This is a genomic window from Trichocoleus sp. DQ-A3 (assembly GCF_039961975.1).
Classification (GTDB): Bacteria; Cyanobacteriota; Cyanobacteriia; order Cyanobacteriales; family FACHB-T130; genus FACHB-T130.
Window position 1 is genome coordinate 1 of sequence record NZ_JAMPKC010000003.1, and the last position, 26020, is coordinate 26020.

Sequence of the window (26020 nt, forward strand, 5' to 3'; positions counted from 1 at the left end):
AGCTCCGTATACGGCATACCAACTCCCCAGTGTCTTGATGCTGATCTACTCCCTTATTGTGCAATCTCGATTATGAACTGGCACACTACTTGACCATTCATGCAGGAGGTCTAATCTATTGTTGTCTCCGCCGAACCATTATCGCTATTCGGGTGTGAAGTTGTCAGAATTGTGGTTTTTAAACTTTCCGTTGCATCGTCATTTCCCACATCAAAACTGACGGTATAAACAGATGCATCAGGCGCGTATACTTCAATTTTGTAATTCCCATCAGAAGGCAGCAATGCTTGCCACTGTGCGCCATCGGTAATCGTCCCGACCGTTTGCCCTTCCGGATCGATTACGGTGATATTGACGTTGCCTTCTACCGCTGCCACTGTCAATAGCTGCCCCTCAGTGGCGGAAAGAGAGAAAGAGTGGCACTGATTAGGTTCTAAGTTGCCACCCATCGTTGTTTGTGTAGAACCTGAGTGGAAGTTGACTTCCTGAGTGAATAGCGTATCTGCTGGGATTGACTCCTCTGGGGGGCAGTTATCTATCGGTGCTGAAAGCGTCTCTTGGGGAGTTTTAGGTTGCTCTTGTTTTCTTCTTTTTGGAGCCAGCCGACAGACGATCGTGGAGCCGCCGCTACCTAGCAAACCCAGCGCTGGTGCTGCGACAGGTACCCAACCTGCCTGCATAAAGAAATAGAAGCCGGTAACGAACAAAATGCCCAGCGTTGCAGTTCCAACCACAATCAATCGCAGGGGATGACGGATTCGCCAAGCTAAAAAGCCGCCAACGGCTGCCCATCCCACAATCCATAGCACCTCAACCCATTCCGACCAAGACCAAAACAAAGGTCGCTTGTCTAGAACAACGCTGAGGATTTGGCTGACGGTCTGTGCTTGCACCCTTACCCCAAACATCTTACGACTGCCCCCGTAGGGAGTATAAAAAACGTTATCAACTGTGGGTGAGGTGACACCGATCAGAACAATGCGATCTTTCACCCAATCTGGGTTAATCTGACCTTTCAAAACTTCAGTGAGCGTTACCTGCTGGGCGATATTATGAGCGGAGCGATAATCGAGCAGGATCTGGTAGCCGCCTGAATCTGCCTGCTGGTATCCTCCAAAATTGGCTTCTAGGGGTTTGAAGACAATTGAATTGAGCTGGAGATAATTTTTTGGGTGCGGTTGTGCCTCGATTCCCAGTTGTTCCAGGTAGCGCAGTGCCAGACGCGCACCGAGGGAGTAGGGGGTCTTACAGGCACCGACATCGGAAGTCGCAAACAAGAGACTGCGGCGAACGGCGTTATCGGGATCGATCACCAAATCGTCAAAGCTAAGGCGGTCTTCCGGGACAATTTTTGGCGGTGCAACTCCAGGATTATCGATATCGCTGATTTTGCAGACGGTAATGATGCGATCGCTCTTTTGTAATTGCCTGGATAATTCTGCATGACCAGGTTCCATCGGGATGTCGCGATAGATATCCAAACCGATGACTCGTGGTTGATGCCGTTCTAGTTGCGCTAACAGCTGATGCAGAGTCCGGTCGGATAGCGGATATCTGTTTTGAGCTTTGATATCTGCTTCGGTGATTTCGACGACTAGGAGGCGAGGATCTGGCCCTTCCATTGGGGATGAACGATCTAAGTCTCCCAATACCCGTGTCGCAAACCGTAACCGCACCATCTGATCGAAGGTTGCCAGTTCCAAGGACTGCAAACCTCCCAGTTGTCGTACACCCAGCAGCAAGCCGGTAGCAAGGATACTGGCGATCGCTAAACGGATCGGCGATGCCTTTTTCTCAAGGACACCCGCGCGATCGCTAATTTTTTCCCCGCTTTTGTCGGCAATATTTTCTGGATCAAATTTTTCTGCAACGGGCGTATTTTCAGATAACGATACCTCTGTCAATGAAGCGATCGCTTGGCTGACTTCTGTAGCGGACTGGTAGCGATCGCGGAAGTGGTATCGTACCATCTTGTCTAAAATTGCTGCTAGGCGATCGCTGACCTTTACTTTATCCCGCCAAATAATCTCAGAGGTTTCAGGATCTTCTGGTAGCTGGTTCGGTCTTAACCCAGTCAGCAGTTGGATGGCAGTGATCCCCAAGGCATAGATATCGCTGCTGTATTTTGGCTTACCCGCTAGTTGTTCGCTCGGCACATAACCTTGAGTGCCAATTCCGACTGTAATGCTGGTCTGATCGGTTCCACTCGTCAACTGGGTGCGGATTTCCTTGACCGCGCCAAAGTCAATTAAAACTAATTTGCCGTCCTGTCGCCGCCGGATCAAATTGCTCGGCTTGATGTCGCGGTGGATGACTTGATAAGCATGAACAAACTCCAGGATGCCCAGTACATCCTGCAAGAACTGAATAATTTCAGATTCGCTCAGTCGCGTACCTTGGTGCAATTCATCGCTCAGCGGCGAACCTTCAATGAACTCCTGCACCAGGTAAAATTGTTGGTCTTGTTCAAAGTAAGCTAGCAGATGAGGGATTTGTTGGTGGTGGCCCAGTTTTTCAAGCGTTTTTGCCTCGGTTTTGAACATCCGTCGAGCCACCTGCAAAAAAGCAGGATCTTGACGAGCAGGTTTGAGGTGCTTTACAACACACTTAGGGTTTCTCGGTCGCTGCGTATCCTCGGCAATGTAAGTTTGACTAAATCCTCCAGCTCCTAGGACTTTGACAACTTTATAGCGCCCTCCCAGTTGTGTTCCCAGCATGGTCGCTCAGTATGCATCAATCCTGATTTTGGCATACAACTCAGTTTTGCTGAGCTTGGTTATTTATCTGTTGTCAGTTGTCGGTCGTTAATGATTTTTCTCATCCCCGTGACAAGTCGCTCTTAATTGCTTGTCAACAAGATTTCCGATAGCCGTATGGTAGTAAGAAGCGATGCTTGTTACCAACTTTTCCAAATGCAGATGATTCAAGGTACAACCAAACTTTTAGGGGTGATTGGTCATCCCATCGGGCATTCCCTATCGCCGGTGATGCACAATGCGGCGATCGCTCATTTAGGATTAGATTGCGTTTATGTACCTTTGTCGGTCGCGCCGGAAGATTTAGAGAAAGCGATCGCCGGTTTTGCCGCAATGGATAATTTTGTGGGCTTTAGCGTTACCATTCCCCACAAACAGGCAATTATCCCCCTGCTATCAGAAGTATCAGACATTGCCCAAGCGATAGGAGCCGTCAACACTGTTACGAAGACGGATAAGGGATGGATGGGCACGAATACGGATGTTGAAGGCTTCCTCGCCCCCCTGGAAGCTGACCAGGGCGATTGGAGCCAAAGTGTAGCGGTCATTTTAGGCAATGGTGGTGCGGCGCGGGCGGTGGTTGCCGGTTGTAAAAAACTAGGTTGTGCCCAAATCCATGTTGTTGGGCGAAATCGAGAGAATTTAACCGCTTTTCAAAATAGCTGGCGCAATTCATCCTTACCAGTAGAAATCAGCACCCATTCTTGGGAAGAACTCCCGAATCTGATTTCTCAAGCATCTTTGTTAGTCAATACAACACCTATTGGGATGTACCCGAAGGTTGACGAGTCTCCCTTAGATGCAGAAGCGATCGCTAATTTGCCAGAAGGCGCGATCGCTTACGATCTGATTTACAAGCCCAACCCTACCCGATTCTTGGAACAAGCACAAAGACAAGGCGCAATTATCGTTGATGGACTGGAAATGCTCGTCCAACAAGGAGCCGCCGCCCTGAAAATCTGGTTAAACCGCGAGCCGCCAGTGGACGTGATGCGCCAATCTCTACAAAAACCATTAAAGATCAAAAATTAAACCCAGCGTGCAATTTTTGGGCTTTCTTCCCTAATGGAGCGGGGACTGGAGGATCTTGTCAGAATTTCCTTGACATTTCGATTTTCTACCCTCCTGAAAAAAAGGAGCTAAGAAAAAATTGCACATTAGTGTAACTTGAGAAAAGATGCAATTCTGAGCAAATTTACGGATATTCAAATCAAGTTATTGTGTCAGCAGACTTTTTTATGCGAATTTTTACTGACTTATATATTACAATTTATTAAAATCTCTTTTCTAGGTAAAAAGGTAATCTCTTGGGAGTCTTACTGAAGAAAATTGATTTGCTCTTTTACATCAATCTTGTAACATTTGCAGTAGCTTAGATATCATTTCACTCAATCTTTACAGGTTGACCTGTAAATCTACTTACTAATTTAAAGATTAAGTAAAGATACTGCCGTACGGATGTGGTATTAAGTACTTGTTGCGTAGTATAGAGCAGCCCTAAAACCGTAAGTTTGCGTACCTGACAGGAGCCGCTAATTTTTACGGATATTTTTACGGATCTCAAGATTAGAGGGTCAGATTTCTCTGAAGTCTGGACAGGCTGAATTTGAGAACATCGCTCAGGCTCTAAGTTTAGCTGCAAGTATTTGATTTTATTGACTTTAAAGAGGAATAAAGATATATGGTGGAAAGCCGCAAAGATATTAAAAACAATCCCACGCTTCCTGGATTGCCACCCCTGTTGCGGGTTCCATCAGAATCATTGCAAATCTCTGAATTAGCTCTTCCCACAACTTTAACAGGCTCTAAGACATCTCAGACACTAGGGGACGAGCGCGGGTACGCGCAGACGCGCCCACTCCGTTTTTCTTTAGTGGTTCCTACCTATAACGAAGGGGACAACATCCGGGAGATTGTCCGATTACTGACTCAGCTGTTGGATGGAGCTATCCCGAATGACTATGAACTGATTGTGGTCGATGATAATAGCCCCGACGGAACTTGGGAAATCGCTCAGGTTCTGATGTTGGAGTATCCGCATCTGCGAGTGATGCGGCGGGTTGAAGAACGGGGACTTTCGACAGCGGTAATTCGCGGCTGGCAGGCAGCACGGGGAGAGATATTAGGTGTAATTGATGCCGATCTCCAGCATCCACCAGAGTTGTTATTGCAGCTGTTAGCGAAAATGGATCGGGGCGCAGATTTGGCGGCGGCTAGTCGCCATGTGGAAGGTGGCGGCGTCAGCGACTGGAGTATTATACGTAGATTTTTATCTCGCGGTGCCCAGATGCTGGGGTTAATACTGCTGCCTGGAGTAGTGGGTCGTGTCTCCGATCCGATGAGTGGTTACTTTTTGGTACGCCGCGAGTGCTTGGTGGGCAAAACACTGAGTCCGGTGGGTTACAAAATTTTAATTGAGGTGCTGGGTCGGGGCGATATCCGTTGGATTGCTGAAGCAGGCTACGTGTTTCAAGAACGCCAAGCGGGGGAAAGTAAGGTCAGTGCGAAGCAATATGTAGATTATCTGCGGCATCTACTGAGGTTACGCCTTTCCCGCTGGCCCATTGGTCGATTTCTCCGATTTGGTGCAGTCGGTTTCAGCGGCGTATTTGTAGATATGGCAGTGTTTTATTTGCTGCGTACCCAAGTGGGATTGGGACTGACGACCAGTGCAGCTTTGGCTTCGGAGCTGGCAATTATCAATAATTTCTTGTGGAATGACAGCTGGACTTTTGCTGACATTTCCAGTCGCCAACAGGGATGGAACAAGCGGTTCAAGCGGCTGTTGAAATTTAATCTGGTCTGTCTGAGTGGGCTGGTATTAAACCTTTTGATCCTGAATTTGCTGTTCAATGTCCTGGGTGTGAATCAATACGTTGCGAAGCTAATTGCGATCGCTGCGGTGACTTTGTGGAATTTCTGGATCAATCTAAAACTCAGCTGGCGGGTGACGGAAACTAAGTAATCTGAGTCTTTAATCATTAGTCCTGAGTTATTCGTCGTGAGTCTATCAATGGCTCTTGACCCATAACTCTTAACCCAAAGAAAAAAGGCGATCGCGTTAAGGGCGATCGCCTTTTTTCTATTTCTCCCCTACTAAACTTTCCCTGACTGTAGGAAAAGCCTCTAGCATCCAGTCAAACAAGTACACTCATAACCGAGAGTTGTAGGGTTACTTCTCGTTCTGGATAACACTCAAACTCCGATGAGAATTAATCAATAATTTGTGGACTGGGAGTTTGAGCATTGACATCTGCCTGAGACAAGTTAGGAATCGTCCAATTTGTTTCACCCGTTTTGAACACATGAGCAGGAGTCAGATTCAATTCAATTGCACCCGTTGCACGATTTGTTCTCACAATTGATTGAGTTCCGTCCACAAACTTGACTGCAACGGGTTCAGTCAACGCTTGTGCTTGAGCATTGGGACCGAGAACCACTTGAGTTCCCGCAGGTAGATAATATCCATCGCAATCCCAATCATCATCCGTTTCCTCACCCGCAGCCAGGTAATAGAGTTGTGTCGGAGACTTCTTCGGTTTGTTGGCATAGACAGCCACTGTGCCAGGGGTTTCGTTATGGCACTGTGCCCGCTTTCGAGCCGTTTCCATCACGTACTTCTGCTGTTGCAACTGGCTGAGCGTTTGCTGATAGATTTCGGGCGTGTAACCCGCTTGATCTGGATTATCCTTGGCTTGTAGTAATTGATTGATGGCTTGCGTTACTTCCGCGTAATCCGTTCCTTTCGTGAAGTCTTTACCTGCCCATGAGGGAGGAGCAATCATGAGGTTGACCAGAAGCACGAGCGCGACGAGAGCAATTTTGATAAATTTCATGGAATTCTCCTTACTTTGAGATAACTGAACATTCCAACTAAAAATGTGATTCAAAAGTTGGAAACTATCTTAAGTCAGGTGTGCAAGAAAGAAATATCAGTTTAAAACCACACACCGTTTGTCTACTTCAGAACTTTCAAAACTGGTGCTTGGGCTTGTAGCGTTTGATTAATTGTGGTTCCTAGTTTTAACAGGTAAAGACCACTAATTACGAGCGTCAGTACTGCCAATCCTGGATTTTCTAAAGTGCCGCTATCAAATAGAATTAACATCCCTAAGCTAATCAGAACAAAAGGGACTAGATGGTTGCCGTAACGAGTCAAATTATCTGCGATCGCCGGAATTTGGGTTAACTTGTAAGCGGCAAGACACCACACACCCACCAGCGAGAAAAACACTCCCAGAATGGTGGCTAGATTTTCCCAGGTGCAGCTTGCAAACAGCGGCATATAGATTCCAATGTTATCGCCGCCATTCGCAAAAGTTACCGCTGCTACGCTATACGCCTGGGGTGAGATGAAACTGCTAAACCAGGCTGGTTGAGCTGGCGTTTCGTCTGAGTCAGCATCATCTTCTGTATTAGAATTCACTAAGCGGCTGATGCCGATCGCAATCGGAACCAATCCTAACATTCCAATACAGGGACGCGGCAACAACAAACTGCCAAAGAAACTGGGAAGGCTGGCGAGAACGAGGGCGGCAAAGCCAAGATACTGTCCGGCAATGATGTGGCGTTTGCGAAAGAGGGTATTAACCTGGGAAAAGAACAGCATCAGAATCAAAATGTCATCCAGGTTAGTTGCTGTGAAGGCGGTAAAGCCGGTTGAAATTGCCGCGAAAAGTCCGTTCATGTTCAGTTCATGCTCCAAATTCTGTTGTGTCTATCCGAACTTTTGGCGCGACGCTGTAGCAATCCTGTTGGGATTGTGAGAGATGCTTTGAAGAGAATACGTCTCACAACGAAGCTCAAAACCTACGGATGACGAAAGGATTAATAAATAAGCCACGAGAATCGTAAAGGCATCATTTTTAGCATTTCTAGCTAGTCGTTGACCGTTAGTTCGAGCTAAATTATTGAAAATGTTTAGGAAGCCTGTTTTCTGGAGTGGCTATTGAGAACAGCCACCGTTGCAATCTTGTTGGAGTGATGCTCCAACTCATTCAAGTCTTGAGCCGGTACGAACACAACCTTGACTTCGCTCGCTGCTTGGTGTTGTTGCTTGATTAATACAGTTAGCTCGTCTAGTTTTTTGGCATAGTCAGCATCCAGCTTTTCGTGGATCAGTTCGAGGTTTTGAGCGGCTTGTAACGTGATCTGGTAGTTGTGATTCGCACTTTCCCGATCTTCTTCTGATTGGCGGTTCTGGCTCATCAAGACGACAGGAGCGGTATAAGCAGAGGCAAAGGAGAACACCAGGTTCAACATCATGAAGGGAGACTCATCCCAGTGAGGCAGTCCCGGTATCAGGTTGCAACCTACCCATCCAGCAAGAACGGTTGATTGTCCAATCAGAAACGCCCAAGAACCTACTTTAGTTGCCATTTTGTCTGCCACCTTTTGCCCAAACGTTAAGGGCTTCTTCACAGGTGGTTGAATCTTTGAAAATTGTGGTTGTTTCAGAACGACAGGGGCTTGTTGCGATTCGTTGATAGTGGGTTGACTGGATTGAGTGGAGTTCATGCTGTTACCTCTTGCAACTTCAAATTCGTTTAATGCTTTGATGAGTGCGCTTAGGGGTTTTTTGTATTTGTGCTGCACTTGCTATAGTTTCACTGTATGGCGCTTAAAGTATAAGAGCAAATACTCTTTCTTGTTGAATTAATAAATTGAAGTGATTGACTTAGGCTAAGCGTTATGAATTCGACTTTTCCAACCCTGGTTGTTACCCAGAACAGCGTTGGTGCAAATTGCGGGTAATTTCAGTAATGCCAGTTGCTCAATCAATTGAGTTTATCGATTCAACAAAAAAGAGTGTTTGCTTTTATAAATTGTGATTACGTAGGATGAATTTATGCTTCTGCAATAGATTCTTGCCAAACCGGATCGCCAGTCTGGATAGCCAGTCTGGACAAAAGACACAAGAACATTGAGAAAGCCTTTCTGGTTGTCACAAGAGAAAAACATGAAGAATCTTTTCAAAATTGCGCTCGCCCTAGTGATATTTGTGGTGAACCTAGCGATCGCCCAACCCTCTCTGGCAGATCGACCCAAGGTATCCAAAAATCCTGACTATATTCAGGTGACAAAAACGCTAAACGGTTTATCAGCACTCCAGGAAAGCCAGGATGTCCCTCCAGAAGTGCAACAGCGAATTGACGAGTTGACCTTGCAAAAAGCCGCAATCGAGTCGGGTGTCACCTGGGGACAATGCAGGAACGAAACCGGGAACACCATCGGCATCTTTGGTCCCGCCTCTGAGGAATCGAAGACTGGCGATAACAATCTCTACTTTCTAGCAGACGGTGAGACAACTCCTGAAGGCTGGGATTGCCAGGGAATTTATTTACCGAGTGGTATTAACGTTGCAGGCATTGAGTCAACACCTGCCACTTATACAATTCTGGATGGTACCCGTTTAATCGCTCGCCGAAATCCTGATACCTCTGCGCTTGAGTTTAACGTTCCACCACTCAAGTCTTCCCAAGAGAATAAGCTGGCAGTTCCTAACGTATCGCAGGAATTTATTGAATCTCGCATTCCTAGTACGTTCACAGCCGTAGAAATTGACGATTAATGGGATGCGTACAAGTGGGTTGACGCAATGATTTAACAAATTGGCTTGCAAGCTCATTGAGTCAACTCACCGTACAAAAGAATGGAAAGTTATTGTTACTCACTCATTAGCATTTTGGATTATGGATTCTTTAATTGGGTCAGTAGATTCGCAGATTGTATTAGTAGTTGCAGCGATCGCCGTGTCCCTCTTGCTGGTTACGCTGCTGATTAGAATCTTAAAAGCTGGTTTCGGGTTGATTTTGACGATTTTGGTGCTGGTGGCGGGATTGCAGTACGTTTTTGGCATTACCCCCGGACAGTTGTGGGGTGAGATCGGGAATTTGCCCCAAGATGCGATCCAACTGGTGAAAAACCTCGATTGGAATTCTCTGATATCAAGCTTTAATAGCTGAAGGCAGCATTCAATCACTTCTAATTATTCATCTGACAAGAAAGTTTATTTGTTTTTATGAGGCAATCCTCATAAAGTGAAATTAACTTATTCGCCGTAAATCCCCCACGAAGTTGGAAGCGCCACCATACCGCTTGCGGTTGGTGGTGGGTAGTTCACGCATCAAAGGCTCGTGATATTGACGAAGATACCTATGAACCGTCCGATCGCTGGGTAATGCTCTTCAGTTTGGCTGTCTTACTCTTGGGGACAGGTATCATCTACTACGTTTTTACGGCTCCTGTGCAACTGATAGCCGGTGCTATGTTTGAGTAATGTTTTACTACGGCAATGATTTGCCAAGCGGATAGGAGAGGATGTCCTTTTCGAGTGTCTCTTCAGATTACTAAGCTGTCGTGCATTCAGACTGCGAGCAGAGCCTCCGGGACGCAGTCCCCTGAGAGCGAGAAAGCGTCGCCAATCGAGTTTATCCGCTCATGCAGCAACCTGATTGTGTACTACGTCAACAGATTAGCAACGTTTGTTCAATGGGATCTTACACGGCTTAACGCGAGTGCCATTTAAGCTAGGGATGATAGTTAGCGATTGCGCTTAACTAAGTATCATTCACCATTGACTAATGACTAATAACTGGCTGCTACTTTTAGTGTGGATAGGAGTTGGGACTGGCTTGCGCTTGCTGAATTTGGCTGGCAAGTCGCCTTGGACGGATGAATTTTCGACGCTGGTTTTCAGCCTGGGCAATAGTTTTCGCGGCGTACCCCTAGATCGAGCGATCGCACTCAATACTCTTCTGCAACCTTTGCAACCAAACCCAGCAGCAGGAATCAACGATGTCATTCATCACTTAGTCACTGAAAGTAACCATCCCCCGCTCTACTTTGTGCTAACTCACCTATGGTTGAAACTATTTCCCCCAAACGGGGGATTGGTTTCGCTGTGGGGGGCGCGATCGCTTGCTGCCCTTTTCGGCGTCGCCTCTATCCCTGCAATGTACGCATTCGGCTGGTTTGCGTTTCGTTCTCGGTTGGTAGGGCACCTGGCAGCAGCAATGATGGCGGTTTCGCCCTACGGCATCTTTCTAGCGCAGGAAGCCCGTCATTACACTTTGGCAATTTTGTGGGCGATCGCTTCCCTTACCTGTCTGGTGGTTGCCGCACGACACCTGCAACGTCAGGTACCTCTGCCCGTTTGGCTGGTACTACTCTGGGTAGGGATTAATACATTAGGAATTTCCAGTCATTATTTTTTCGTTCTAACTTTAGGTGCCCAAGCGCTGGCGTTGATTGTCCTTCTATGGCAACAAAGACGGACTCAGAAGAATTTTAAATTTCCCAGTGTCAAGTCCTCGATCCCATTGCTGGCGGTTGCGGCTGGGACGCTGGCGGGGGGATTAGTGTGGGTGCCAGTATTCTTGCAGAACAGTTATGGGGGCAAGCTAACCGAATGGATTCAAGGCGATCGCGTCGGTTTGGCATGGCTTAGCCCAATCTTTCAAGCGATCGCGGCTTGGATTACGATGATCGCTCTACTGCCGGTAGAGTCACCCGATTTAGTCGTGGTGATTCTTTCTGGGGCTGTGATGATTGTTTTCTTTCTTTGGGCGCTACCCATCTTCTGTCGAGGGTTGAAATTCCAGCGCCAAGAAGCAGCGGGTTTGACAACCCAACTATTTGAGGGTTTCATTTGGAGTGCGATCGCGCTATTTTTTGTCTTTACCTACATCCTCGGAATTGATTTAACTCGCGGGGCAAGGTATAACTTCGTCTATTTTCCCGCTGTAATTGTTATCGTAGGAGCCAGTCTTGCCGCCTGCTGGAACGCTGTGAAGGTTGAAGAAACTGCTTTACAACAGTCAAGTCCAGTAAGCACCAATCCCAGCTCAAAAACCAAAGGTAAAATCAACCCTTTTATTAAAATATCTGGTCAAAAAGCTGTGGCGCTCATTTGGCTCATGGGACTTTTGAGCGGGCTAACAGTCGCCTGCAATTTGGGTTATCAGAAATACTATCGCCCCGATCTCTTAGTACCACCGATTATAGAGTTGCAAGATTCCCCATCTTCATCTGTGCAAGTGCCAATTCTAATTGCCACAACTCACAAAACCCATGTACAAAATGGGGAAATGATGGGAATCGCGTGGGAACTCAAACAGCAAGCGGTACAGCCAAGGGAAATCCAATTTCTCCTAGCGCATCAAGACCAAAATCCTCAAACTTCAACAGCGGCGCTGCAAAAAACTTTGGCTACTTTACCGCGCCCTCTAGATGTTTTGCTGGTAAATTTCCACGCACCCATAGAGTTAGATAAATGTGTTACGAATGCCAATTTTCCTTCAGTGGATGGCTACGAAACCAAGCTTTATTACTGTCGAGATCGCTAAAGCTTAACTGCTTTTTTTGACGCTTTCTGGAACGCTCAGCGATGACAAACCCGCGATCGCTCTTAAATTTTGAGAGCGAATTAACTCTGTAAAATTTAAACTAGAGCGACCTTCGATTTTACCGACGGCTTCAATTGCGGATAACAATTGCTGGGCAGCTTCAGCTTCCGTGTAGCCCCGCCGAATTGCTACCTTAATTGCCGATTCATCCGCATCCAGTTCAGACTGAGAACTGCGAGTATTTCGCCAAATCTGAGTCGCTGCCAGTCCGCTCAATCCGCTAGCCACGACAACACCCACAGCATCTCCTTGGACAAGCTGCACGATTGCTCCGATTGCTCCAGCCGCCACCACACCTTGATAAAGGTCGGGTTTAAACCACTTGATCCCAGTCAGCCAAGCAACTGTGCGTAAAATCAGCAAATCTCGCTGCGGCTGAGACAAGCGACGCCATAAATCAAAATTGATATAAATCGGTCGATCTTGTGCCCAAGGCAGCGGAAATGGGCTATTAATCACCTGCTGTTGCTCCGGTTTGCTAACCACTTTTGTCAGCATTCGACCAGATGCAGGCATGACATCTAATAAGCGGCGAATTTCAGGCTCTGGATTCATCTTGGATGACTTGGGGCAACTATGGTAAAGACGCGATCGCTCCCCTCTACTCACTGAAAACTATTCTAAGGAATGTGGATGAAATAACTGGTAAAAGTAGGGATATGCCCCTACCCAGGAAGTTGAAATAAATCCACAATCCTCAGTTTTAGGGGGAGGGAGACGGAACGGCTGAAGCCGTAGGCTTGGGTTTAGGAGCTTGCTGAGTGGGCGGAGTGGTAGCTCTAGGCGTCGCCTTGGGTGTTGTTGTCGCTCTGGGTGTCGCCGGAGGTTTTGTGGCGGGGGCTTGCAGCCGAGTTGCGGGTGAGGGCGCTAGGGCTGGGCTAACAGGTGTTGACGTTGGTTCGGGTGAAATCGTTGTAGCCGGTAAGGGCGTTATCGCTGGGTTAACGGGTGTTGACGTTGGTACAGGGGAAACTGTCGTACCGGGAGCAGGAGACACCGTTGGGCTAGCAGCCGGAGCGGTGATAGAAGCAGGAGCGCCCTGTACACCCAAAATACTGGGATCTCCAGTGTCAAATATGCCAGCTAGACAGGCAATCATCATTGTCGCCAGCGTGCCAGCAAATAGCGCTTTCCAACCGAGTTCGGAGATATCTTTGCGCCGCGAGGGGATGAGGGCAATAGTGCCACCGACAAAAATTCCCACCGAAGCCAGATGGGCAAATCCGGAGAGGGCATAACTGACGATTAACACCGTGCGATCGCTTACAGTTCCCGCTTGGGCGGCTTCTGCTAACGCTTGATAGGGAGGAATTGCGGTTTCTAAGAGTCGTCGCCCAATAATCACAGACGCTGTCCAAGATTCGCTAAAGGGGACGCCGGTTAAGATTGTTAGGGGATAAAACAAGACTCCTTGAATATTTGCTAAAGTGACAACTTTGAATAAGTCACCGACTGCTCCGGGTAAACCGCCCAACCAACCAAAAAATTGATTCACTAAAGACACTAAACCCAAGATTAAGATCAGCACGGCAGCGATCGCTACCGCCATCTTCACCCCATCTAAAGAGCCGACAATTGCCGCATCTAAGGGGCTGACTCGCTCAATGGGTTCTCCAGCTACGGTTTCCTGTTTGTACGTTCCTTCCTTCTCGACTTCCTCAAACTCATTTTGCTCAAATTCCTTGGCTGTTTTCTCGCTAGGAATACCGCCCAGCGTCAGCGGTGTTCCGGTTTCTGGCACTAAAATTTTTGAGATCACAAAACAGGCGGGGATAGCCATAATCGACGCCGATACTAAGTGTCCCAAAATGTTCGGAAAGACAGGTCTGAGGAAACTGACGTAAATTGCTAGGGTTGAAGAGGCAGCCGTACCAAAACAACACGCTAGAATCGCGCACAGTTCCGAACGGGTCATTTTTGGCAGATAAGGCTTGACGACAATCGCCGCCTCGATGCCCACAAAAATATTCGCGGCACCGCTGAGCGCTTCCGCCCCGCTCAGGCGCATCGTCCAATAAAATAATTTGGCAAATAGCTCGGTGATAACTTGAATGACGCCGATGTTGTAGAGGAGCGCCATCAGTCCGGAGAAAAAGATTACTGTTGGTAAGGCGCGAAAAGCAAAAATATAGCCAAGATTGATTGGTGGATCTTGACCGGGGATGGGGACAATATTTCTCCCAAAGACAAACCGCGCCCCAGTGTCAGCAGCGACAAACACCGCGTCTAGTAAGGTCGTAAACCGCTCCAGTGCGATTCGCGTGGGGGGAAACTTGAACACCAAAAAAGCCAAGACTAATTGCAACCCGATGCCCCAGATAATGACGCGCCAAGGGATGATTCGCTTGTGTTCGGAAAAGAGCCATGCGATCGCGCATAAACCAAAAAGGCCGAAAAAGGAGATAAGGTTGAGATAAAAAGGATGAGACATGGGCTGAATCCTTATTTCTTGAGAGAGTGCTTCCCAGTTTGCCGTCCCCTACAAATCAGCGCGTTTTTCGGCTTTATCCCCGCCTGGAGAAGGATGACACGGGACACCCAAGACAATACCTGAAAATGAGGCGCTTCAGTACTACTACAGCTTTAAAATAAGCACAGAAGCCTGTATCTTATTCAAACTTAAGAATTCCTAAACACAAGGAAACAACTTAGCTAGAGCAGTCCCAGCTTGAAGAATGCTGCTCTTGGGCAGTTAACTACCCGCAAATTCAATACATGGAAGCTTTTGACTCAGTTCCTCCCAAATGGATCGAATCTGCTACTCACGCCCGCGAGTTTTGCTGTCCTAACTGTCGGGCTTCCTCCAGGGAAGCGCAACAGGTTTGGCTCAACCGGCGATCGCCCGTGATGACGGAAGACTATCGCCGAAAATGGCAGGAGTTTTATCAGTGCCAGTGTGGTTGTGTTTGGTGGGCGTGGAGTAACGATCGCCCTCCCTCTGATTTATTAAAGCGCGAGCCTCCAGCGATTGACGAGTGATGCTTTATAGAAGTAAAGCGCGACTCCCGACGGGATAGCTACTCTACCCTTCGGGAACCCCTTCGAGGAACGAGAACGCTACGCGAACGTTTCACGCATTTCCTCTGGTTGAGCGCCTTAGCGAAGCGAAGCCTCTAGGCTGATCGCACGATTGTGTCAGCCGTAAACAAAAGAGCGATTGCGCTACCGCGCAGCCTTCGGATCGCATATCGGAAATTTAGAAATTACGTCTTTTACAAGGCGTTCACAACAACTGCCATGAATCTATCAATGTTTGCAAAAACCCTGCCTGCTGCTGTGTTAACGATTGCCTTTGCCTCTTTGAGCGGCAACAGCTTAGCCCAAAACGCCTCATTTCAAGTAGTAAGTGCTAGAGATGGAGATGATGTTACGGTAAACCAAGGCACCAAACAGTTCAGAATTCGGCTAGCTTGTATTGATGCGCCTGAAAGAGAGCAGAAACCGTGGGGCGATCGATCGGCTAATCGCCTCAAGCAGCTTCTAGTCCCTGGTCAGAGTGTGCGGCTAAGGGTGGTGAATACAGACAAGTCTGGGCGAACTGTGGCGGAAGTTTACCGAGGCAATCAGTCGGTAAACCTTCAAATGGTGAAAGAAGGTCAAGCCGTTGTCTACCCGCAACATTTAAACAATTGCCCTGCTACCAAAAACCAATATCTGCAAGCACAGGCAGCAGCTAAAAAGCAACGTCTGGGTTTTTGGAATCAAGCTCAACCGATGATGCCGTGGGATTTCCGCCGCACTCAGGGCAGTCGGAGTTAGTAGAGCGGTAAGGAAGAGAACGAATATACTTTGAGCCTTCGCAAAAAGCGCTGGGTAAGCAAAGGCGATCGCATTCTCTTTTTGTCAGCGCGATCGCATTTTTGTGTGAGTAGCAGGTGCTTATCGCCTCCCCATCTACTACACACCTTCCAATCGCAGAAAATGCACTCGCCCCGATGCCTCACCCGCTACAATTGTCACCCCATCCGGCGCAACTGAACAAGCTAGTAACTCACCATCTCCCCTGAAACTGGCAATAACCTTCCGAGTTTCCAAATCCCAGACTTTAAGGGTATTGTCAGATGAAGCAGAAATTACCCACTTGCTATCCGGTGTTACTGCCACAGCTTGTACCCAGGCGGTATGACCTTTTAAGGTAAAAAGTTCTTCTCCCGCTTCTAGACTCCAAATTTTGATAGTGTTGTCCCAGGAACCAGAAATCACCCGCTTACTGTCTGGTGTCACTACTACAGATGCTACTGAACCAGTATGGCCTTCTAGGGTGAAAAGCTCCTTTCCCGTTTTTAGATCCCAAGCTTTTTTTAGATTCCAGACTTTGAGATTATTGTCAACTGACCCAGAAATCATAGCCTTGCCATTTGGTGCTAGTGCCATAGGTTCTATTAAACGTGTATGACCTTTTAGAGTAAAAACTTTTTTTCTAGCTTCCAGGCTCCAGACTTTGATAGTACTATCGACTTTGATAGTCCTATCGTATGAAACTGAAATAATCTGTTTGTTATCTGCTGTCACTACCACAGATTCTACTGAATTAGGATAATCTATTAGGGTGAAAAGTTCCTTGCCTGTTTTTAGGCTCCAGACTTTGAGAGTTCCATCATCTGAACCAGAAATCACCCGTTTGTTATCTGCCGTCACTGCTAGAGATTTTACTGAGCTAGTATGACCTTTTAGAGTGAAAAGTTCTTTTCTATCTTCTAAATCCCATACTTTGAGCATTTTGTCGATTGAACCAGAAATTGCTCTCTTTCCATCCGAGGTCACTGCCAAAATATTTACTGAATCGGTATGACCTTCTAGAATAGACAGTTTCTTTCCCGCTTCTAGGCTCCAGATTTTGATAGTTTCGTCATATGAACCAGAAATCACATGGTTGCTATCTGGGGTTACTGCCACAGTCCCTACCCAGTCACTATGACCAATGAGGGAGAAAAGTTCCTTTCTAGTCTCTATGTTCCAGACTTTAATAATGATTCGTGAACTAGAAATCAACCGCTTACCATCTGGTGTCACTGCCAGAGATTCTACTGAGTGGGTATGACCTTTTAGGGTAAAAAGCTCTCTTGCCGTTTCCAAATCCCAGATTTTGATGGTTTTGTCTTGTGAGCCAGAAATTACATGCTTGCCATCTGGTGTCACCGCTACAGATTCAACCCACTGGGTATGACCATTGAGAGTAAAGAGTTCTTTTCCAGTTGATAAATCCCATATTTTGAGATTGTTGTCAGCTGACGCAGAAATCACGTGCTTGCCATCATAAGTCACTGCTATAGCTGCTATCCTGTCGGTATGGCCTTCTAGAGTGAAAATCTCCTCTCGCGTTTCCAGATTCCAAACTTTAAGATTGTTGTCATGGGAACCAGAAATTGCTTGCTTACCATCTGGAGTAGCTGCTACAGCGTAAACTAAGCTTGTATGACCTTCGAGGGTGTAAAGTTCTCTTCCAGTTTCCAAATCCCAGATTTTGAGAGTCTCGTCCGCTGAACCGGAAATGACCTGCTTGCTATCTGGTGTAACTGCTACAGCTTCTACCAAGCCGAGATGACCTTTGAGGGTGTAAAGTTCTCTTCCAGTTTCCACATCCCAGACTTTGAGGGTGTAGTCCTCAGCACCAGAAATAACCCGATTGCCATCCGGTGTCACCACCACTGCATCTACCGGTCCAATATGACCTGAGAGGGTACGTAGCAAAGGTGTACCAGACGGCATCAAGCTAGATGTTAGAGGACGCAACCAAGGAGCATCTTTCTGTTGCGCTACCTGTTTCAGCATCACCTGAATCTCTGACACTTCAAAAGATAGCAAACGCCCCAACAGTTGCCCAGCCAGTTGTGTTTTGTCCTTATCTAAAATGTGTGCTGATAGTCGAATTGCCCCTTGAATTAATGTTAGAGTCTCCGCTTTTTCCCCACAAAGCAAAACCTCAGGCTTCAAAGCTAAGTCATAATCTTCAATTAGCGCTTGCGCTCCCAAAACAGAAACCTTTGCCTGGATGAAATCAAAATCAGTTAGCCAGTGGTGCAATTGCTCGAAACGACCAGCCTCAACCATGTGATACGGTAAATGCTTTAAGCCATAGTCTCTATCTTCAGACACCAAGCTATCTAACTGTTTCCCAATATCCTTGGTTCCCACACCCCCGCTAAACTTATCGACAATTCGCGCTTTAATTTTCTGAAGAAAAGTCATCGCCGTATGCCTGAACAATATCTTTGCGGTACAGAAAATCAGAGAAGCTTTGGTGATAGACGCTATAGCGAGTTTCGTCATCAACCTGCACTTCACGCAAAAACGGCTTCCACTCGTTGAGTACCTGCTGCACCGTCACAGCCCTTTCACCAGACAATTCAGAAAGCAGTCGGCGTGACACAGGTTCGCGAAGTTCAGCAAGGAAATACACGATCGCAACCTTGTGCATTGGCAGGGGTTCAGTCATCATCCCCATCCGCCGCCAATGATCTTCATAGTAAGCCTCCAGACCTTGCGGCAGATTCTCAGTGCTCAAATCTCCGTACTTGCCGCTCTCGATGTCTGGCAGCACATATTTGAGATACATGAAATTGTTCTCGCTCTTGTTCGCTAGCTGAGTGACGAACTCCTCCACCGTCAACCCCTTCTCATCAATCCACGCCTGTAGCTGCGACGATTCTTTAATCTCACCACGAATGTAAGTCTGGATGTCTTGTAAACTTTGCTCTTGATGTTGCATCAAGTCGAACCGATGCGGCAGCGTGTTAACGGTTAAGGGTAGAGTGCCAGGTCGCTGGGTCATCACGAAGTAGACACGCTTGTCGAGCCTAGTAGGCAGGTAGAGGAGATTTGCACCAGTGTGGTCAGCCTGATCCACCTCATCCAGCGCATCAATAGCAATTACCAGCCGCTCACCCGGTTTAAGTTTGGCACTGACTTCACCCAGCAGTTGAGCGAAAAATTGACCGTCTCGCGTGGCGTCGGGTGGTAGTGAGGAGTAGGGCAAATTGTAGCGGAAAATCAGTTGGGTGCAGACATTCTTGAGGAATCGTTCAACACTGGTGATGCCTTGGGAACGAACATGGAAATGAGCCACACACCCAGTTTTCTGAACGTATTTGGCGAGAATTGCACTTTTGCCGATACCGGGTTCGCCTTCAATAATAAAGTAGCCGTTAGGCTGGCTGGTCAGGAATTTCTCTATTGCCTCAAACACAAATTCACGCCCGACAAACCCCTCCGTCTTCTCCTCAATTAGCTTCTGCTGTTCCTTGTCTTCAGCTTGACTCTTCCCTTGCAGTAACGGCACTACCTCCTGCATCAAGGCTTCCACCTTTTTTACCGCCTCCTCAGCAGAGATAGCACTAAGTAACTGGTGCATCTTATCCAGTTCCCGGTAAGTATAGCTGGGGGTAAAATCTTGCAGCTTGTTCCAGTCTTTCAGGCGTGGATGCGCCCATTTCCGGCGTACATCTCTCAGCTTGAACACCAAATCAATATCGTTGCGACTTAGGACAGACTCAAACGCCTCTTGCCGTTGGTTGATAATCACTTGAATCAGTGCTTGGGAATCCTCTAGGTTGATGCGATCGCTCTCAATGTGAAAATCCTTATCCCCCAGACATTCCTTAGCAACCTCCTCCCAGCCATCGCCATGAAACTTTTGCATCTGACTCTCGACAAATGGCTGGAGTCCCTGAGCGAGAAAAATCAGTCCTCTGCCAACCCGCTCGTGATTTTTAAGCAGAAGCTCTTCTTGTTCCCTGTCAAATGGCTTCCGAGCGCTCTTAGCCATTGTTCTGCTCTCCCTAATCCCACACTCAGCTATCTAATCCCATTGTGACCCAATCATTATGGCTATCTTGGCATGAGTTGACCTTTCCAGAAATACTCTCAATAAGGAACGATCGCTCCCACCTCCGGCAAGCAAGCTTTAAGATGAAGAAGTATTAACAACGCGAATATCGCTTCATGGACTGGAAAGAAATATCCGGTAATTGGGTGTTAATTCCCCAACATCCTGTAGGAATTGTGCATTTTCTTGGGGGCGCATTTGTGGCGGCTGCACCCCACGTCACTTATCGCTGGTTATTAGAACAACTGGGGAATCAAGGCTATGCGGTGATTGCGACGCCGTTTGTGAATACGCTAGATCATAGCGCGATCGCAGGCAACGTTCTCCTCAGCTTCGATAGCGCCATCGAACAATTACGAGCAAAAGCGTTATTGCGGCGGCGATATCTCCCAGTCTACGGACTCGGACACAGTATGGGTTGCAAACTGCATTTGCTCATTGGTAGTCTTTTTTCTGTCGAACGTGCGGGTAATATCCTGATTTCCTTTAATAACTACACCGCTAGCGAAGCCATCCCATTTGTGCAGCAGTTTAATTTCAGCCCAGCTTTTAATGTCGAGTTTACACCTTCGCCGGTGGAAACTAACAAGCTAATTGCTGATAAATACAGTGTCCCGCGCAATTTACTGATAAAATTCTCTAACGATACGCTTGACCAATCTACTGGCTTAACTGAAGTATTGCAAAAGCGCTTTTCGGGGATGGTAGCCATGCAAATGCTACCAGGAAGTCATATTACACCGCTTGGTCAAGATGTCAATTGGCAAGCGGGAAAGGACTTCACACCGTTTGATGCTGTTGGTCAATGGGTGAAGCAAGAAATTTTATACAAAGAGCTGAATTTGTTGAAAAGAGAAATTCTCCGCTGGTTACAGCCTTTCTCTCCTACTTAACAATTACTTGAATATTTAGTAGCAGCAATGGTGTAACTGCTGCGTGTAGGCTGAACAAGGCAAGAAAGAAAGCTCGTGTTATAGCAGTCCTAAAGGATTCCTAAAGGCAAGATCCCCGGCTTCGAGAGAGAATTAGGGTATCTGACATTGCTGGCATCTCATCACTCAAATAGGATTGCTATTAGCAAAGCACAATAATAGATTGTGCTTTTCTTTCTTGAGCATCAACTAGCTGCGAAAGTCCTACTAATTTTATTGTTTACTTCAGCAACGCGGCGGCCCATCATCGTAGGAAATTAAATTATCTCCTGACTCAAGAATAAACTTAACTTGGTGGTCTGTAGCAACATGAAACCACCAACTGTGTTTAAGTTCCCCCCTTTTATACGGGCTGTCCCACTTACAAACAAATATTATGTTTTCCCCTCCCACAGGTAAGTGAACGGAGGAATTGCTTTTTTGGGAAAAAATTCTATTCTTTAATTTTTGAACTAGAGTGACCGAATCGTTTTGTTGTTTAGCAGCTTCGCCTTCAAAGGTAATAGTGAGCAGCGTTATCTTAGGGTAGCACTCAGTTGGAATGCAAACACCGCCTACATACTGTAAAGTTAAAATATTTTCCGAACCAGGGGAATCAGGCCATTCTTGAACACACCCATTCTGATTCTGATAAATTCGTGGTGGTGATGGTAGCAAATTAGCTACTTGTTTAGCTAATTTAATTGCTTCAGTAGGACTCAGTTCTGGCTGCATAAAAAAACTTGAGGAGGTAGAACTTAATCTACCTCCTCAGTGTCTACTTTTGCGAATGAATTACTTCATGTTGACGGGAACTTTCAAACCTTCTGCTGAGAGTCTGCCGTCTGGCTGAATGGATTCACCTTCGATGAAGGAACGCAACATCCAAGCCATTTGCTCATGTTGTTCCATCAAGCCGGTGAGGAAATCAGCGGTACCTTGATCGTGGAAGTTATCACCGCACTGATCGATGTGTTCGCGCAGGTTGCGGATAACCAGTTCGTGATCTGACACGAGGTTTTCTACCATGTGAAATGCGTTGGGAAGAGTACCCGGATCTTCTTTAATAGAAGCGTACTTCAGGAAGCCTTCCGCAGTTCCTACGGGATAACCACCCAAGGCGCGAACTCGCTCAGCGATCGCATCAATGCTTTCCGTCAACGCGGTGTAGTGTTCTTCCCATAGCTGGTGCAGGGAGCGGAACTGAGGGCCAACCACATCCCAGTGGTACTTTTTGGTTTTGATCAATAGCAGGTAGGCATCCGACAGATCTTTATTTAATAAATCCGTCACGCCTTGACGCTGCTCTTCTGTTAAACCTATGTTTAAAGGACGCATAATTGTTGTGTTCTCCAGCGATAATCACTCTTACTAGTGCAACAAATCTATACAGGGGATTCATCAGCCAAAGGGGAGATTAGTCGAGCGCTTGATATTGCGTGGGTTTGAACGTAGTCAGATGGGTAGGCTCAAGCTTTGGATATAGCACTGACTTTGACGCGGTGCAGCAGTTTCTCTCCTTGGCGGTAGCCGAGATTACTGACTTTCACAATTTCTCCAGGTTGAGCAGTTCCTTTAATGAGTTGATGGAACTGCGGATCGTAAGGGAGTTCTGCACCGACAGATGTGATCGCTTCCACTCCCCATTGAGAAAGCATCTGTTGCACAGGTCGGACTAATGGCAGCAATTTCACCGCTTCCATCTGGGGATTCTCTAAAGCTCTGGCGGCTGCGGTAGGCCAATACAACAAAAAAGATTCTAAAACTTGCAGACTCGACATCTGGAATTCCTGCATTAAAGTTTCTCGCTGCTGTTCTAAGAGCGATCGCAGCCGCTGATACTCTTGCTGTAAAGACGCCAACTCATGCTCCCGATTTATCTGCTCTCCCAGCGCTGGCGGTTTCCTATCCCCAAAGGTGGTCAGTAACTCATTCACTGGCACTTTCAAAGCTTGGGAGAGCTTGATCAGAGTTTCTACTCGCATCTGCGAAACTTGTCCCAGTCGCAGTCGCTTGACTTGTCGTTCCGAAACTCCAGCTTGCCGACTCAAAGCTTTATAACTAGAAATCCCCAGCAGTTGCATCCGTTGCTGCAACTGGCGGGCAAATTGCTGTACAGAATCTGGTTCGTTTACCACGTTTGCTTTTTCAGTTCGCCCCGCAGGTGCGTTTTAATTATTGAAAGCTCCTAGGGGCACACAACTCGCTGTGCGCCCCTACTGTCAGTAATTAATGTTTACTGGCAACTGCTTGTCTTGTGCCAACAGAGGTTAGGGTTCCAGTTTGCAGATGCGCTTCTAAGAACCACAACCGCTTATCGATCGCGCGAGACACTTCTGTGTAAAGGTCTGCGGTATCAGCATCGCCTAAATCGGCTGAAGCATCAATATTTTGGCGCAGCGACTTGGCATAAGGTGCAAAGCGTTCCGCCAAAGCGATAATGTGGTCTTTGCCGTCGATGATATCGATCGGATACTCTGGCAAAATAGAGGCAGCTACCGCCATCCGAGCCGTTCCCATCGCCATCCCTCCTAGAGCGGTGACTCTTTCGGCAAACAGATCGGTGAATTCTTCCAACTCAGTAGCAACCTCATCAAAAAGTTGGTGTAACTGGTAGAAGTCCATTCCTTTAACATTCCAGTGCGCTTGCTTTACCTGAGTTTTTAGGTCAAGGGTGGTTGCTACGGTTTGGTTCAGAAGCTCGATTACCTTAGAGCGAGTTTCTGCGGCGATGTCAATGCTAGTCGGGTAGAGACGTTGATGATGATTGATACTACTCATATGCCTTGATCCTTTTAGATGGAAGTGTATAGAAAAGCACAGACTTTTGTAGATTATCTTTGCACGCTTAGGACAAGATAAACTGCGATCGAGGATACTAATTCGCAGTACAGGCTGAATTTTGAGCTGGAAAGCTTGTTTTTGAAGACTCAAGCTAAATGCATTCTCAGAACAGAGCGCGGTGCGCGGCGAATCCGGCAAGAAATTGTTTCTTGACCTAAGCGCTGACAAGCTTCAAATCGATGACAGCCGGAAAAACCATAGTATTCTCCATCTACTTCCAGCACGTCGATGGGTTCTTGCTGACCGATTTCTTGAATGGATTCCATCAAAGCCGCTACTTTGGCTTGGTCAGTTTGTCGCGGCAGAGGACGATGAATCTTTTGCAGGGGTATTTCTTGCACCCTTACCATAGGACGAGTAGCTGTCTCCATCTGTTGTTTCTTTCTAAATCATACTCGGAATGACTTCGACTTGACATTTGGATACTTTAAATTAAGCTGAAGATTGTCGTTCATCCCCGATCTATTCGTCCTGGCGTCTATCACAATAGATGGAACAACTAGCTGCGTAGGTTGAGACAAAATATAGAGTCAGCTTTGAAGAAAAATCTTCTATCCTCAGATAGTCCATGCAAAAAAAGGGATGTACCTTGAGGCAGAATTTGGTAAAAACCAAATCGCAAAGTCGGAAATTCACTCGTCCGGCTGGGATGGGAAAACGTTTAGGTCACTGGTCGCGCACCATTTTGACGGTGTTTGGGCTGATAGGACTCACAGCGGCGTCTGGACCGGCACCCAGTAGCAATGATGTGGAACTGAAAGTGGGGGTTGTGCAGCGATTTGGTGAGGAACCCGACCAAATGACGTTGCAGGCAACATCGGGCGATCGCTTGATGTTGCGCTTTAATACAGGCGATCGCCAACAAACCCTGCAAACCACCAGTGCCAAGCTAGAAGTGACCATGCAACCTCTACCAGCACCTGCGTTAGAGGAACGGCTTGTCCTGGGCATTTATCGGAGTTTTGAGATGGCGGAAGACAGTGCCAAAGCGTGGCAAGCCAAGGGAATTGAGGTTGAGGTAGCGCAGCCGGAACGCTGGCAGGTGTGGGCAAAACGCGATGTTTATAAAACGCCTTTAGTGCGCCGCTGGCTGTTGCAGAACCTTCAAGCTCAAGGCGATCGCGCTGCGTATTTGGAGACGGAAGTGGTGCAGAAAGTGCCCAAAGCGTCTCTCGTGGTGAATGGTTTTCGGTACGATCGCGACCAGATAGAGATTATCCCTGGCAAACACCCGATCCAGGTGACAAAAGGCAAAAACTCGAAAAATAGCGTTCTCTACGCTGGCTCGTTGCGGCTGCAACCCAACGCTTACGGCACTTACACCCTGGTCAATCAAGTACCCTTAGAAATTTATCTGCGGGGCGTCGTACCGCACGAACTGGATGGCGGTGCCCCCTATGCGGCGGCGGAAGCGCAGGCAATCATTGCTCGGACTTATGCACTGCGGAACTTACGGCGGTTTACAGTGGATGGGTACGAACTGTGTGCAGACACCCACTGCCAAGTCTACAAGGGTCTCACCGGCACCGTACCGACAACAGACAAAGCGATCGCGGCGACGAAAGGTCAAGTGCTAACTTACCAGAATGAACTGGTGGATGCCCTTTATTCCAGTACCAGCGGTGGCATCAGTGCGCCCTTTAATGATGTCTGGAATGGCCCAGATCGCCCGTATCTCCAAGCCGTGGTGGATTCCTCTGGGACAATTTGGAACCCGCAGTTGTCTTTAGCTCAAGAACAAAATTTCCAGCGGTTTATCAGCCTGAAACAAGGATTTCACGAAACTGGCGGCAATTGGTTTCGCTGGAGTAAAGCCAGCAGTATCGCTCAGATTACCCAAGATTTGCAGCTTTATCTCAAGCGGACAAAGACTCCCCATACTCCCTTTAAAGCAATTAAGCAATTGCGGGTAGCAGAGCGATCGCCCTCCGGACGGATTATCCGACTGGCGGTGCAAACCGACACCGGCGTGGTTGAGATCCATAAGGATGATATCCGCAGTGCCTTCCGACCACCCCGCAGCACCCTTTTCTACCTACAACCTATCTATGGCGCAGACAAAACCGTAAAAGGTTATGCCTTTACTGGGGGCGGATTGGGGCATGGCGTCGGCATGAGCCAAACCGGCGCATTCAATTTAGCGAAAGCGGGTTGGTCAAGTCAGCAGATTCTCAACTTCTACTATCCTGGTGCCCAAATCCAGCCTCTCAACCAGTCCATTACCTTCGGCCCGGATCAAAATACAAAAGCGTTGCCCAACTCCTGAAAACAATCAAG

Annotated in this window: 22 protein-coding genes; 9 read left to right on the plus strand and 13 right to left on the minus strand. The window is 47.4% G+C overall.

Annotated elements, in window-relative coordinates:
• Nucleotides 1-110 precede the first annotated feature (110 nt).
• Nucleotides 111-2717 (minus strand): CHASE2 domain-containing protein, encoded by a 2607-nt coding sequence (locus NDI44_RS06370; protein ID WP_190410442.1) that lies wholly within the window; start codon nucleotides 2715-2717, stop codon nucleotides 111-113.
• Nucleotides 2718-2918: 201 nt separating this feature from the next.
• Here NDI44_RS06370 and NDI44_RS06375 point away from each other — a divergent pair, with 201 nt between their 5' ends.
• Both NDI44_RS06375 and NDI44_RS06380 read left to right on the plus strand, forming a co-directional pair.
• Nucleotides 2919-3788 (plus strand): shikimate dehydrogenase, encoded by an 870-nt coding sequence (locus tag NDI44_RS06375; protein WP_190410887.1) that lies wholly within the window; start codon nucleotides 2919-2921, stop codon nucleotides 3786-3788.
• 649 nt (nucleotides 3789-4437) lie between these two features.
• Entirely contained in the window at nucleotides 4438-5721 is a 1284-nt protein-coding gene (locus NDI44_RS06380) for a glycosyltransferase (RefSeq protein ID WP_190410443.1), read from the plus strand.
• A 247-nt stretch (nucleotides 5722-5968) separates the two neighbouring features.
• Here the strand turns inward: NDI44_RS06380 and NDI44_RS06385 are convergent, their stop codons facing one another.
• From NDI44_RS06385 to NDI44_RS06395, 3 genes are all read right to left on the minus strand, one after another.
• Nucleotides 5969-6592 carry a hypothetical protein gene (locus tag NDI44_RS06385; RefSeq protein ID WP_190410444.1) on the minus strand — a complete coding sequence of 208 codons (624 nt, stop codon included), beginning with the start codon at nucleotides 6590-6592 and terminating at the stop codon, nucleotides 5969-5971.
• 122 nt (nucleotides 6593-6714) lie between these two features.
• Nucleotides 6715-7443, minus strand: coding sequence for a cadmium resistance transporter (locus NDI44_RS06390; RefSeq protein WP_190410445.1), 729 nt, complete (start codon nucleotides 7441-7443; stop codon nucleotides 6715-6717).
• 233 nt (nucleotides 7444-7676) lie between these two features.
• The gene (locus NDI44_RS06395) at nucleotides 7677-8273 is read right to left on the minus strand and encodes a DUF1003 domain-containing protein (protein ID WP_190410446.1); all 597 of its coding nucleotides are present in this window, start codon (nucleotides 8271-8273) and stop codon (nucleotides 7677-7679) included.
• A 442-nt stretch (nucleotides 8274-8715) separates the two neighbouring features.
• On the opposite strand from NDI44_RS06395, the gene NDI44_RS06400 reads away from it, so the two are divergent.
• From NDI44_RS06400 to NDI44_RS06410, 3 genes are all read left to right on the plus strand, one after another.
• A complete protein-coding gene (locus tag NDI44_RS06400; protein WP_190410447.1) occupies nucleotides 8716-9327 on the plus strand; it encodes a hypothetical protein in 612 nt (203 codons plus the stop codon).
• A gap of 121 nt (nucleotides 9328-9448) precedes the next feature.
• Nucleotides 9449-9721 (plus strand): hypothetical protein, encoded by a 273-nt coding sequence (locus NDI44_RS06405; protein WP_190410448.1) that lies wholly within the window; start codon nucleotides 9449-9451, stop codon nucleotides 9719-9721.
• Nucleotides 9722-10339: 618 nt separating this feature from the next.
• The gene (locus NDI44_RS06410) at nucleotides 10340-12103 is read left to right on the plus strand and encodes a phospholipid carrier-dependent glycosyltransferase (protein WP_190410449.1); all 1764 of its coding nucleotides are present in this window, start codon (nucleotides 10340-10342) and stop codon (nucleotides 12101-12103) included.
• Between the two features lie 3 nt (nucleotides 12104-12106).
• Here the strand turns inward: NDI44_RS06410 and NDI44_RS06415 are convergent, their stop codons facing one another.
• Nucleotides 12107-12718: a DUF3318 domain-containing protein gene (locus NDI44_RS06415; RefSeq protein WP_190410450.1), complete on the minus strand. Its 612-nt coding sequence runs from the start codon at nucleotides 12716-12718 to the stop codon at nucleotides 12107-12109.
• A gap of 148 nt (nucleotides 12719-12866) precedes the next feature.
• Complete coding sequence (locus NDI44_RS06420; protein ID WP_190410451.1) at nucleotides 12867-14594, minus strand: nucleoside transporter C-terminal domain-containing protein; 1728 nt, start codon at nucleotides 14592-14594, stop codon at nucleotides 12867-12869.
• Nucleotides 14595-14878: 284 nt separating this feature from the next.
• Here NDI44_RS06420 and NDI44_RS06425 point away from each other — a divergent pair, with 284 nt between their 5' ends.
• Nucleotides 14879-15142 (plus strand): hypothetical protein, encoded by a 264-nt coding sequence (locus NDI44_RS06425; RefSeq protein ID WP_190410452.1) that lies wholly within the window; start codon nucleotides 14879-14881, stop codon nucleotides 15140-15142.
• 270 nt (nucleotides 15143-15412) lie between these two features.
• Nucleotides 15413-15922: a thermonuclease family protein gene (locus tag NDI44_RS06430; protein ID WP_190410888.1), complete on the plus strand. Its 510-nt coding sequence runs from the start codon at nucleotides 15413-15415 to the stop codon at nucleotides 15920-15922.
• Between the two features lie 138 nt (nucleotides 15923-16060).
• Here the strand turns inward: NDI44_RS06430 and NDI44_RS06435 are convergent, their stop codons facing one another.
• Both NDI44_RS06435 and NDI44_RS06440 read right to left on the minus strand, forming a co-directional pair.
• Nucleotides 16061-18352, minus strand: coding sequence for a hypothetical protein (locus NDI44_RS06435; protein WP_190410453.1), 2292 nt, complete (start codon nucleotides 18350-18352; stop codon nucleotides 16061-16063).
• Complete coding sequence (locus NDI44_RS06440; protein WP_190410454.1) at nucleotides 18330-19928, minus strand: Swt1 family HEPN domain-containing protein; 1599 nt, start codon at nucleotides 19926-19928, stop codon at nucleotides 18330-18332. The genes NDI44_RS06435 and NDI44_RS06440 overlap by 23 nt, the downstream gene beginning before the upstream one ends.
• 176 nt (nucleotides 19929-20104) lie before the next feature.
• Between NDI44_RS06440 and NDI44_RS06445 the strand changes: the two genes are divergently transcribed.
• Nucleotides 20105-20881 carry a DUF1350 family protein gene (locus tag NDI44_RS06445; protein ID WP_190410455.1) on the plus strand — a complete coding sequence of 259 codons (777 nt, stop codon included), beginning with the start codon at nucleotides 20105-20107 and terminating at the stop codon, nucleotides 20879-20881.
• A 264-nt stretch (nucleotides 20882-21145) separates the two neighbouring features.
• Here NDI44_RS06445 and NDI44_RS06450 read toward each other — a convergent pair whose 3' ends face one another.
• The 5 genes from NDI44_RS06450 to NDI44_RS06470 form a co-directional block, all read right to left on the minus strand.
• On the minus strand, nucleotides 21146-21634 hold the full coding sequence (locus NDI44_RS06450) for a hypothetical protein (protein ID WP_190410456.1): 489 nt from the start codon (nucleotides 21632-21634) through the stop codon (nucleotides 21146-21148).
• Between the two features lie 60 nt (nucleotides 21635-21694).
• The gene (locus NDI44_RS06455) at nucleotides 21695-22237 is read right to left on the minus strand and encodes a Dps family protein (RefSeq protein WP_190410457.1); all 543 of its coding nucleotides are present in this window, start codon (nucleotides 22235-22237) and stop codon (nucleotides 21695-21697) included.
• A gap of 131 nt (nucleotides 22238-22368) precedes the next feature.
• Nucleotides 22369-23037 (minus strand): nucleotide exchange factor GrpE, encoded by a 669-nt coding sequence (grpE, locus tag NDI44_RS06460; RefSeq protein WP_339380861.1) that lies wholly within the window; start codon nucleotides 23035-23037, stop codon nucleotides 22369-22371.
• A 91-nt stretch (nucleotides 23038-23128) separates the two neighbouring features.
• Entirely contained in the window at nucleotides 23129-23680 is a 552-nt protein-coding gene (gene dps / locus NDI44_RS06465; RefSeq protein WP_190410458.1) for a DNA starvation/stationary phase protection protein Dps, read from the minus strand.
• 149 nt (nucleotides 23681-23829) lie between these two features.
• On the minus strand, nucleotides 23830-24093 hold the full coding sequence (locus NDI44_RS06470; protein WP_190410890.1) for a sulfiredoxin: 264 nt from the start codon (nucleotides 24091-24093) through the stop codon (nucleotides 23830-23832).
• A 299-nt stretch (nucleotides 24094-24392) separates the two neighbouring features.
• Here NDI44_RS06470 and NDI44_RS06475 point away from each other — a divergent pair, with 299 nt between their 5' ends.
• Nucleotides 24393-26009, plus strand: a complete 1617-nt coding sequence (locus NDI44_RS06475; protein WP_347276888.1) for a SpoIID/LytB domain-containing protein — start codon at nucleotides 24393-24395, stop codon at nucleotides 26007-26009.
• Nucleotides 26010-26020 lie beyond the last annotated feature (11 nt).